The organism is Pseudonocardia sp. (assembly GCF_025965585.1).
Lineage (GTDB): Bacteria > Actinomycetota > Actinomycetes > Mycobacteriales > Pseudonocardiaceae > Pseudonocardia.
Genome location: NZ_JAOPWR010000541.1, coordinates 1 through 8,927, shown reverse-complemented (window position 1 = coordinate 8,927; position 8,927 = coordinate 1). Strand labels below are relative to the sequence as shown.

The 8,927-nt window shown below is 69.6% G+C and carries 8 protein-coding genes and 1 tRNA gene; 2 read left to right on the top strand and 7 right to left on the bottom strand.

Features of this window, described 5'->3' with window-relative positions:
• Window positions 1–29: 29 nt before the first annotated feature.
• Window positions 30–527: a DUF1269 domain-containing protein gene (locus JWR81_RS33345; protein WP_297661905.1), complete on the bottom strand. Its 498-nt coding sequence runs from the start codon at window positions 525–527 to the stop codon at window positions 30–32.
• Window positions 528–835: 308 nt separating this feature from the next.
• Between JWR81_RS33345 and JWR81_RS33340 the strand changes: the two genes are divergently transcribed.
• Window positions 836–1,435: a potassium channel family protein gene (locus JWR81_RS33340; RefSeq protein WP_297661904.1), complete on the top strand. Its 600-nt coding sequence runs from the start codon at window positions 836–838 to the stop codon at window positions 1,433–1,435.
• A 102-nt stretch (window positions 1,436–1,537) separates the two neighbouring features.
• On the opposite strand, the gene JWR81_RS33335 is transcribed toward JWR81_RS33340, so the two are convergent.
• Genes JWR81_RS33335 through JWR81_RS33315 form a run of 5 tightly spaced genes read right to left on the bottom strand, consistent with a single transcriptional unit; the run spans window position 1,538 to window position 7,666 of the window.
• On the bottom strand, window positions 1,538–2,290 hold the full coding sequence (locus JWR81_RS33335) for an LLM class flavin-dependent oxidoreductase (protein WP_297661902.1): 753 nt from the start codon (window positions 2,288–2,290) through the stop codon (window positions 1,538–1,540).
• A 3-nt stretch (window positions 2,291–2,293) separates the two neighbouring features.
• The gene (locus JWR81_RS33330) at window positions 2,294–4,246 is read right to left on the bottom strand and encodes an acetoacetate--CoA ligase (protein ID WP_297661900.1); all 1,953 of its coding nucleotides are present in this window, start codon (window positions 4,244–4,246) and stop codon (window positions 2,294–2,296) included.
• 51 nt (window positions 4,247–4,297) lie between these two features.
• On the bottom strand, window positions 4,298–5,053 hold the full coding sequence (locus JWR81_RS33325) for an SDR family NAD(P)-dependent oxidoreductase (RefSeq protein WP_297661899.1): 756 nt from the start codon (window positions 5,051–5,053) through the stop codon (window positions 4,298–4,300).
• A 43-nt stretch (window positions 5,054–5,096) separates the two neighbouring features.
• Complete coding sequence (locus JWR81_RS33320; protein WP_297661898.1) at window positions 5,097–6,089, bottom strand: LLM class flavin-dependent oxidoreductase; 993 nt, start codon at window positions 6,087–6,089, stop codon at window positions 5,097–5,099.
• A 44-nt stretch (window positions 6,090–6,133) separates the two neighbouring features.
• Window positions 6,134–7,666 carry a long-chain fatty acid--CoA ligase gene (locus tag JWR81_RS33315; protein WP_297661897.1) on the bottom strand — a complete coding sequence of 511 codons (1,533 nt, stop codon included), beginning with the start codon at window positions 7,664–7,666 and terminating at the stop codon, window positions 6,134–6,136.
• 124 nt (window positions 7,667–7,790) lie between these two features.
• Here JWR81_RS33315 and JWR81_RS33310 point away from each other — a divergent pair, with 124 nt between their 5' ends.
• Window positions 7,791–8,408: a TetR/AcrR family transcriptional regulator gene (locus JWR81_RS33310; RefSeq protein WP_297661896.1), complete on the top strand. Its 618-nt coding sequence runs from the start codon at window positions 7,791–7,793 to the stop codon at window positions 8,406–8,408.
• A 131-nt stretch (window positions 8,409–8,539) separates the two neighbouring features.
• Here the strand turns inward: JWR81_RS33310 and JWR81_RS33305 are convergent.
• Window positions 8,540–8,615, bottom strand: a tRNA-Thr gene (locus JWR81_RS33305).
• Window positions 8,616–8,927: the final 312 nt, after the last annotated feature.

Here is an 8,927-nt window from a genome sequence, read left to right as displayed (position 1 = left end):
GTCCGAGCGGGCGCGCCGCGAGTTGACGCTCAGGCCGTCTCGGTCTCGGCGAACGCCTCCCGCAGCCGCGCCTCCTGCTCGTTCGACAGGTTCGTCGACACCAGCTCCGCACGGGTGCCACGGAACTGCTCCAGCACCCTGTCCGCCACCGCGTTCGACGTCATCACGAACAGCGCCGACGTCCCTGGCGTCACCTTGCCCCGCACGTCGCCGATGAAGTCGTCGTCGATACCCACGTCGGTCAGCGAGCCACTCAACGCCCCCATCGCCGCGCCGACCGCCATCCCCAGCAGCGGCACGAAGAAGATCAACCCGAACAACAGGCCCCAGAAGCTTCCACCCAGGGCGCCCGCGCCCGTCGTGCTGTGCAGCTGCTCAGTCTTCGGCTTCTTCCGCCCCACCGGCCACGTGACCACGGCCGCATCGTTGACCTGGATCAACTTCTCCTTCTGCAACCGCTCCAGCAGCTCCAGCGCATTCTGCGCGCCGCTGGCCGAACCGAACTTCCACACCGTCAATGCCGCCATGCCCAGCCTCCTCGAAACCGATCGCCACCTGCAGTTCGCCACGACACTCTCCGCACCGGCGACTGCCCCGGCATCACCCATTCCGGATGAGGTGCCCGTCCGAGTTCCGCGCGACGATCGATCCGGCCGTCGACCATCGCGGCGAACGGGTACCCCAGGCTCATTGAGAACACGATCCCGGCCGGAGCAGGCGCCGCGTGGGACCTCGTGACCGCTCACCTGGTCGGGGTGATGTCTGTACCGGCGGGGGATGGTTTGGTCCCGTCAGCCGGGTCGGCCCAGGCCCGGGGCGAGGAGGAACGGCCCGGATGAGGAAGCGGCGGTCCGAGGATCTGGGCCGGGTGAAGCGGCGCAGGCTGGTCCTGATGTCCCTGCTGCGGTCTACGGCGACGGTGACGGTGACGGTCGCCCTGTACTACCAGGCACCGCTGGATCGCTCCCTCGACGCCGGGACCACGGTCTGGCTGACGCTCATCTTGCTGGTCCTGGGCGGCGTCCTCACCTGGCAGGTCCGGGCGATCCTCGACTCGCCGACGCCCCGACTGCGGGCGGGCGAGGTCGTGCCGATCGGGCTTGCGACGCTCCTGCTCTCCTACGCCTCGACCTACGTCCTGATCTCCGAGCACCACGCCGGGAGCTTCACAGAGAACCTGGGTCGGACCGACGCGCTCTACTACACCGTCACCGTATTCGCGACGGTGGGCTTCGGCGACATCGCGCCCAAGAGCGAGATGGCGCGTGTCGTCACGATGACCCAGATGCTCGTCGGTCTGGTCGCGGTCGGGGTCATAGCCAAGATCGTGCTGGGGGCCGTGCAGGTGGCCGTTCAGCGGCGGGCGGAGGAGGTAGTAGCCGATCCGTCCGCCGCATCAGCACCCGCCCCGGGCCCCGGTCCCTCCGACGGGTGACCCTGCCGGTCCACACGGTTAGTGCGCTCCCGCCTGCTCCGGAGCAGGGCGCTCAAGGGCCTTGGCCGTCCTTGACGGTCGTCGCAGACACGCCTTGACGTCTCATGGAAGCAGGGCTCTGACCTCTTCGGGATCCGGCCCTCCTGGTTCGATCAGCACGACGGCGTCGTCGAAGCCGGCCTCCGCGTAGCGCTGGAGCTGCTCGCCGGTGGGGCCGAGGTCGTCCGTTCCGGACAGCCGGACAGCGCACACGATGGCCCGTTGACCACCGGCGGCCCGGTACCGTTCGTGGGCAGCGATGATCTGGTCGGTCGTGCGGCGGTATCCGGAGGCCAGCCAGCCGTCGAACTCCCGGGCGGCCCGCTCGACGTTGGCACCCCACGAGCCGAGGAGGAGCGGCGGGCCGCCGGTGGCAGTGGCTGCGGGGGCGAGGTCGGCGCGCTCGTCCCGCCCGTGGGCGAGCAGGACCCGCAGCCGCGCCACGTTCTGGTCGAAGGTTCGGAAGCGGGCGGTGTAGTCCCGGTCGAGAGCGGCGTAGTCGGCCTCGGTCGATCCAGGGCTGATGCCGAGGGTCAGGCGGTCACCACAAACAGACATCAGCGACAGGATCCGGTGCGCGAGGTCGGCGGGATGATGGAGCGGCACCTGCACGGTGGCCGTTCCCACTTCCACCCCCTCGGTGGCCGTGGCCGCCACCGCAACGGTCACGAACGGGTCCGGGACCAGGGAGCCGCGTCCGATGATCTGGGGTGTCCACAGACTCTCGAAACCGGCACCCACCAGGCGTCTCGCCCACTCGGCGACCGCGAACGGCCGCGCGTCGGACAGATGGGCGAGCGTCGCACCCAGGCGCACGGGCTACTCCAGCCGGTCCGCCGCGAACCGCGCGTACCAGCGCAGCGCGTCGGGGTCGTCGACGGAAGCGATGTTCGCGGCCTTCTCCAGCGGCCTGCCGGTCAGCAGCTTCTTGATCGGGACCTCGAGCCGCTTGCCGCTCAGGGTGTGCGGCACGGCGGGCGCCTCGACGATCTCGTCCGGGACATGACGGGGTGTCAGACGGGTCCGTAGCGTGGCGACGATCCGCTGCTTCAGGTCCTCGTCGAGCGCGTGCCCGGGGGCCGGGACGACGAACAGGCCCAGCCAGTACCCGTCGTCGGGCTGGTCGACCCCGACCACCAGGGTCTCGGCGATCTCCGGCATGGTCTCGAGCACGTCGTAGAAGTCGCTGCTGCCCAGCCGCACGCCCTGCCGGTTGAGCGTCGAGTCCGAACGGCCGTGGATGGCGAGGCTGCCGTCGGAGTACAGCGTCACCCAGTCCCCGTGCCGCCAGACGCCGGGCCAGGTCTCGAAGTACGACTCCGTGTAGCGCGCCGCGTCCGGGTCGTTCCACAGGTGCACCGGCATCGACGGCATCGGCTGGGTGACGACGAGGTCCCCCACCGAGCCGACGACCGGATGGCCGTCCTCGCCCCAGGCCGCGCAGTCGACGCCGGCGAGCCGGCCGCCGATGCGCCCCACCCGGACCGGGGCGTACTCGTTGGCGCCGACGAACGCGCCGGAGATGTCGGTGCCGCCGCTGGTCGAGTCGATCCGCACGTCCGAGCCGACGTGCTCCATCACCCAGTGGTAGCCGGCCGAGGGCAGCGCCGAGCCGCTGACCATCACGTGCCGCAGCCGGCTCAGGTCGTGCTCCTGCCGGGGCGACACCCCGGTGTTCGCCGTCGCGGTGACCACGGCAGCGCCGAGCAGCATGACGTCCGCCCGGGTACGTGCCGCGACCTCGAAGACCGCGCCCGCCGGGTGGCCGGGGCTGCCCTCGTACAGCACGATGCTCGCGCCCCGGGTGAGCGCGCCCAGCTGCATGTTCCACAGCGCCCAGCCGGTCGAGGTGAAGGCGAACATCCGCTCGCCCTCGCGCAGCCCGCAGTACAACCCGGACCACATCAGACCCTGCAACGTCATCCCGCCGTGGCCGTGGACCAGGCCCTTGGGCAGGCCCGTGGTGCCCGAGGTGAACAGCACCCACAGCGGGTGGGAGAACTCGACCTGCTCGAACTCGAGCGGCTCCTCCTGCGACAGCAACTCGTCCCACGGGATCGAGCCCTCAGGGTGCGGCCCGTCGGACAGGTACGGCACGTGGACGAAGTGATGCACCGTCGGAAGCTGCTCGCGCAGCTTCGCGACGACGTCGCTGCGGTCGATCTCCTTGCCGTTCCAGTGGTAGCCGTCCGTCGCGATGAGCACCCCGGGCTCGAGCTGCGCGAGGCGGCCGATGGTGCCCTCGGCGCCGAAGTCCGGGGAGCAGCACGACCACACCGCGCCGACCGCGCCGGCGGCGAGGAGGCCGATCACCGCGTGCTCGGTGTTCGGCAGGTAGGCGCAGACCCGGTCGCCGGGGCGCACGCCCGCCCGACGCAGCCAACCGGCCGCCGCCGCCACCGAGCGGCGCAGGGCGCCCCAGGTGATCTCGCGCGCGGGCGCGCCACCCTCCTGGACGCACACCAGCGCGGTGGCGTCGTCGGCCCCGCGGCGCAACGCGTGCTGCGCCCAGTTCAGCCGCGCCCCGGTGAACCACCGGGTGTGCGGCATCGGGTCAGCCGTGCGCACCTGCGTCCACGGCGCGGAGAACTCGACCCCGAAGTAGTCGACGATGGACAGCCAGAATCGGTCGATGTCCTCCACCGACCACGCCCAGAAGGCATCGTGATCAGGGAACGGCCGCCCCTCGCGCTCTTCCGACCAGTTCAGATACTCGCGCAGGGCGGAGTTCTCGATACGGGCCACCGTCGGGCTCCAGAGCGTGTCGGTCATCGGCACCGCCTCCCTGTCGACGGGCCCGGCCGGGCGGGCCCGTCGACATCGTCACACGAGGGACGCGGTCAGGCCGCCGTCGAGGACGTAGTGGCTGCCGGTGACCCACGACGCCCGGTCGGAGGCGAGGAACGCGGCCACCTCGGCGATCTCCTCCGGCGTGCCGAGCCTGCCCTGCTTCATGGCGACGAGGTCGCCGAACGGGACCTGGGTCGCCGCCTCGAAGTCCGGGACGAGCCGTTCGACCATGGCGGTGTCGGCGAACCCCGGGCAGACCGCGTTGACCCGCACGCCCGTCGGGCGCATCTCCACCGCGGCGACCCGGGTCATCTGGATCAGCGCCGCCTTGGTCGCGCAGTAGGAGCCGAGCAGCGGGCTGCCACCGATACCCGCGATCGAGGAGATGTTGACGATGTTGCCCTTCGACTCGATCAAGTGCCCGATCGCCGCCTTCATCGCGACGAACGGACCTCGCACGTTGACCGCGTAGATCTTGTCGAAGCTCTCCGTGGACTGCTGCAGCAGCGGCGAGGAGACCTCGATCCCGGCGTTGTTCACCAGCACGTCGAGGCCGCCGAGGAGGGCGACCGCCTGCTGGATCGCGGCCTGCACCTGGCCCTCGTCCGTGACGTCGCAGTTGGCGACGCCCGCCGCACCGATCTCCTCGGCCGCCTTCTTGGCCGCGTCGGCGTCGATGTCGCTGATCACGACCCGGGCGCCGCGCTGCGTGAACAGCGTCGCGATCGCCTTGCCGATCCCGGCACCGGACCCGGTGACGAAGACCCGCTTACCCTCGAGCTCGGACATCCTCTTCCTCTCACTTCGTTGTGGGACGGGCGGAACCGACTTCTCAGGAGGCCTCGACCTTCGGCATGATGTCGTTCTTGAGCCGCTTGAGGTCATCGAGCGTCTTCGCCACCGGGACGTCCGCGAACGGCGGCCAGATGAGCGGCATCGTCATCCCGGCCTCCTTGTACGCCTTCAGCCGGTCGGTGATCTGCCGCTCGGAGCCCACCATCAGGTTCGTGGCCTTGCCTGCCGGGCTCTGGTCGACGTCCCCGTCCAGGATCACCGTCCAGAGCATGCTGCTGATCTCGAGGTCGCCGACCTTGCGGGGGCTGTCGAGCTTCTCGAGCTCGCGCTCGATCCCGCCGCGCCACGTCGCGATGTCCTCCGGGGAGTCCTGGATCCCGATCCAGCCCGCGAGGTCGTACTTGCTGACGCGCTTCGCTGCGCGCTCCGGGTCCTTGAGCCCGCTGAAGAAGATCGGCGGGCCCGGCTTCTGCAGCGGCTTCACCCCGAACCCGCACCTCTCGAAGTCCGCGAACTCGCCGTGGTACTCGAAGAGGTCGTTGCCCCAGATGCCCTGCATGATCTCGATCGTCTCGCGCACGTGCTTGTGCCGCTTCGGGAAGATGTGCGAGGCGCTCGAGGCGGCGAACTCCTCGGGCATCCACCCGGACCCGACGCCGACGTTGAGCCGGCCGTTCGAGAGGTGGTCGATGGTGGCCATCTCGGCGGCCAGGACGCCGGGGGCACGGTACGGCGTGTCGATGATGCTCATCCCGATCCGGACCTTCGACGTCTTCGCCGCGAGCCACGGGATCAGCGGCATCCCCTGGAGCCACTCGCCGCGCGAGGACACCGGCAGGGCCTTGGGCAGGTCCTCCATCATGCCGAACGAGTACTGCAGCTCCTGCCGATCCGACGCCTCCGGGACGACGATCCGGTCGAGCGTCCACACCGAGTCGAAGTCGAGTTCCTCGGCGAGCGCGGTGAGGTCCTCCAGCTCCTTGACGGTCACCTTGTCGCGGAAGTTCGGCAGGTAGAGAGCGAGCTTCATGATGCGGCCTCCTTGCGGCATGCATGTGGCGAGCGCTGATTCGGTCAGCGACCGGAGAGTGTGACGCGGATCTCTGTCTTGAGGACCTTACCGATGGTGGAGCGGGGAAGATCGGCCCAGATCTCGATCTGTTTCGGCGCCTTGACGCTGCCGATGCGCTCCTTGACGAACGCGATGAGGTCGTCGACGTCGACCTCGGCGTGGGGTTGGAGTTGGATCACGGCGGTGACCCGTTCGCCCCACTTCTCGTCGGGCAGGCCGATCACCGCGCAGTCGCGGACGGCGTCGTGGGCCATCAGCGCCTGCTCGACCTCGGCGGAGTAGACGTTGAACCCGCCGGTGATCACCATGTCCTTGGCACGGTCCACGATGTACAGGTAGCCGTCCTCGTCGAGGAAACCGATGTCGCCGGTGTGGTGCCAGCCGTGGGCGGACGCCTCCGCCGTGGCCTCGGGGTTGCGGTAGTAGCCGGCCATCACCAGGGAGCCCCGGACGCAGATCTCCCCCCGCTCCCCGCGCGGTACGGGCCGGCCCTGCTGGTCGAGGATCGCCACCGTGACCAGCGGCGAGGGCCGGCCCGCGGAGGACAGCCGTGCGGTGTCGATCGTCCCGTCGGGCTGGCGGTGCTCGGCCGGTGACATCGTCGAGATCATCATCGGGGCCTCGGACTGCCCGAAGAGCTGCGCCATCGGCCCGATGCGGTCGAGTGCCTCGGCCAGCCTGGCCGCCGACACCGGTGCCGCGCCATACCAGAAGCACTGCAGCGACGACAGGTCCGTGCTGTCGAGCGCCGCATGCCCGAGAACCATGTAGATCAGCGTCGGCGGCAGGAAGGTGTGGGTGACCCGGTGCCGCTCGATCAGCTCCAGGAACCGGCCGACATCGGGCTTGGCCATGATCACGACCTCCCCGCCGCGGGCGAGGATCGGGAAGCACAGCACGCCGGCCGCGTGGGTCAGCGGAGCCTGGGCCAGGTAGATGGGACGCCCTTCGAAGGGATAGCTCATCAGCGTGATCGCCGACATCGCCTCGATGTTGCGATCGGTGAGCATGACCCCCTTGGGGCGCCCGGTGGTGCCACCGGTGCCGACCAGTGCCACCACGTCCTCGGGCTGCGCGGCCTCGGCGGAGGGATCGTCCCGGGCGGCGTCGAGCCAGGGGTGGAAGGCCTGGGCCAGATCGTCCTTCTCGCCGAGGCGGACGAGCGTGGTCAGCTTCGGGAGGTTCGGGGCGATCGCGGCGACCAGCTCGTCGAAGGCCGGCTGGAAGATCAACGCGGAGCAGTCGAACAGGTCGAGCAGCTCCGCGTTCTCGCCTGCCGCGTTGCGCGGGTTGATCGGGCACCACACCGCGCCCGCCCGGGCGATCCCGAAGACGCACGAGAACGCGGTCGGGTCGTTGGCCGAGAGGATGCCGACCTTGTCCCCGGGCTCGACGCCCGAGCGTCGCAGCGCCCTGGCGACCGCGTGGGAGAGCTCGACGACCTCGCCGTACGACAGCGACGCCCCCTCCAGGGTCAGGCAGGACGCCTCGGGATCCAGGGAGGCACCCTTGTCCAAATAGAAGGTCAGCGACATCGTCGTCTCTCGATCTTCGTCAGCACCACCGGTGACAGGCACGACCGTGGCCTGATCTTGGACGGATGTCAAGATTCTCTTGGACGAGTGGTCAGGAAATCCACCCGTTGGGTATCGTCGCCCCATGCCCAGCTCAGCCGCCGTGCGGTTGCAGTCCCGTGTCGACAAGTTCGAGGACCGCCGCCGCGAGCTCGCCGACGCGGCGTTGCTGACCCTGGCAGACCTCGGCTACGCGCGCACCAGCCTGCGCACGATCGCGGACAACACGTCGTTCTCCCACGGGCTCCTGCACTACTACTTCGCCGACAAGATCGATCTGATCACCTACTGCGTGCGGCGCTACAAAGCCGCCTGCGTGCAGCGCTACGAGGGCCTCGTCGCCGAGGCGTCCACACCCGACGAGCTCGCCGCGGCCTGCGGGAACGGGCTGGCCGCCACGCTCGCCGACGCCCCGCTCATGCACCGGCTCTGGTACGACCTGCGCTCGCAGTCCCTGTTCGAGGAGGCCTTCCGCAACGACGTCGCCGAGATCGACGGCAGCCTGCAGGACATGATCTGGCGCCTCGTCCGCGCCTACGCCGACCTCACGGGGACCCAGCCGACCTGCTCGCCCTCCGCGGCCTACGCGCTGTTCGACGGGCTGTTCCAGCAGGCGCTGCAGCGCCACCTCGCCGGCTCGGCGACAGCGCTCGACGACCTCCGTGACAGCAGCCGAGACCTGCTGCCCCGGCTCTTCGTCTGACGTACACACGAGACCCTGGCTGAGTCGCTTTGCCTCGAACCGACGAGCAACCCACTCGCCCTGGCATGACTTCGCCATGCGCACTCACATCACACAGCGCACAGCTACACGCCTCTGAACTGCAGAAATGGTGGAGCCGCCTTGGGGAGTCGAACCCCAGACCTACGCATTACGAGTGGATTCCGGTCCTAAGTGGCCGTTGGTGGCGCCCGGTGAGTACCGGCGTTCACCTGCAAGTTGTGTGTCTGATGTTGGTGGCTGTTGGTGGCCAGTGGCGGACCTGGTGCGGACTGGGCGCGGACCACCCGGCTGGCCGAGGTGCCTCAGACCCCCCTTAATCAGACGCCCCCGGGCGGCGTGCTCGCGCCGGCCCCGGGGACTTGATCGCGAAGGAACCGCGACCCATGCACATCCAACACGTCTCTTCCTGCCCGACCTGGTGTGACCCGCGGGTTCACCTCGACCACGACGATGAGACCCCCGAGCACCGCACCGCCGGCCTCACGTGGAAGCCGGCCG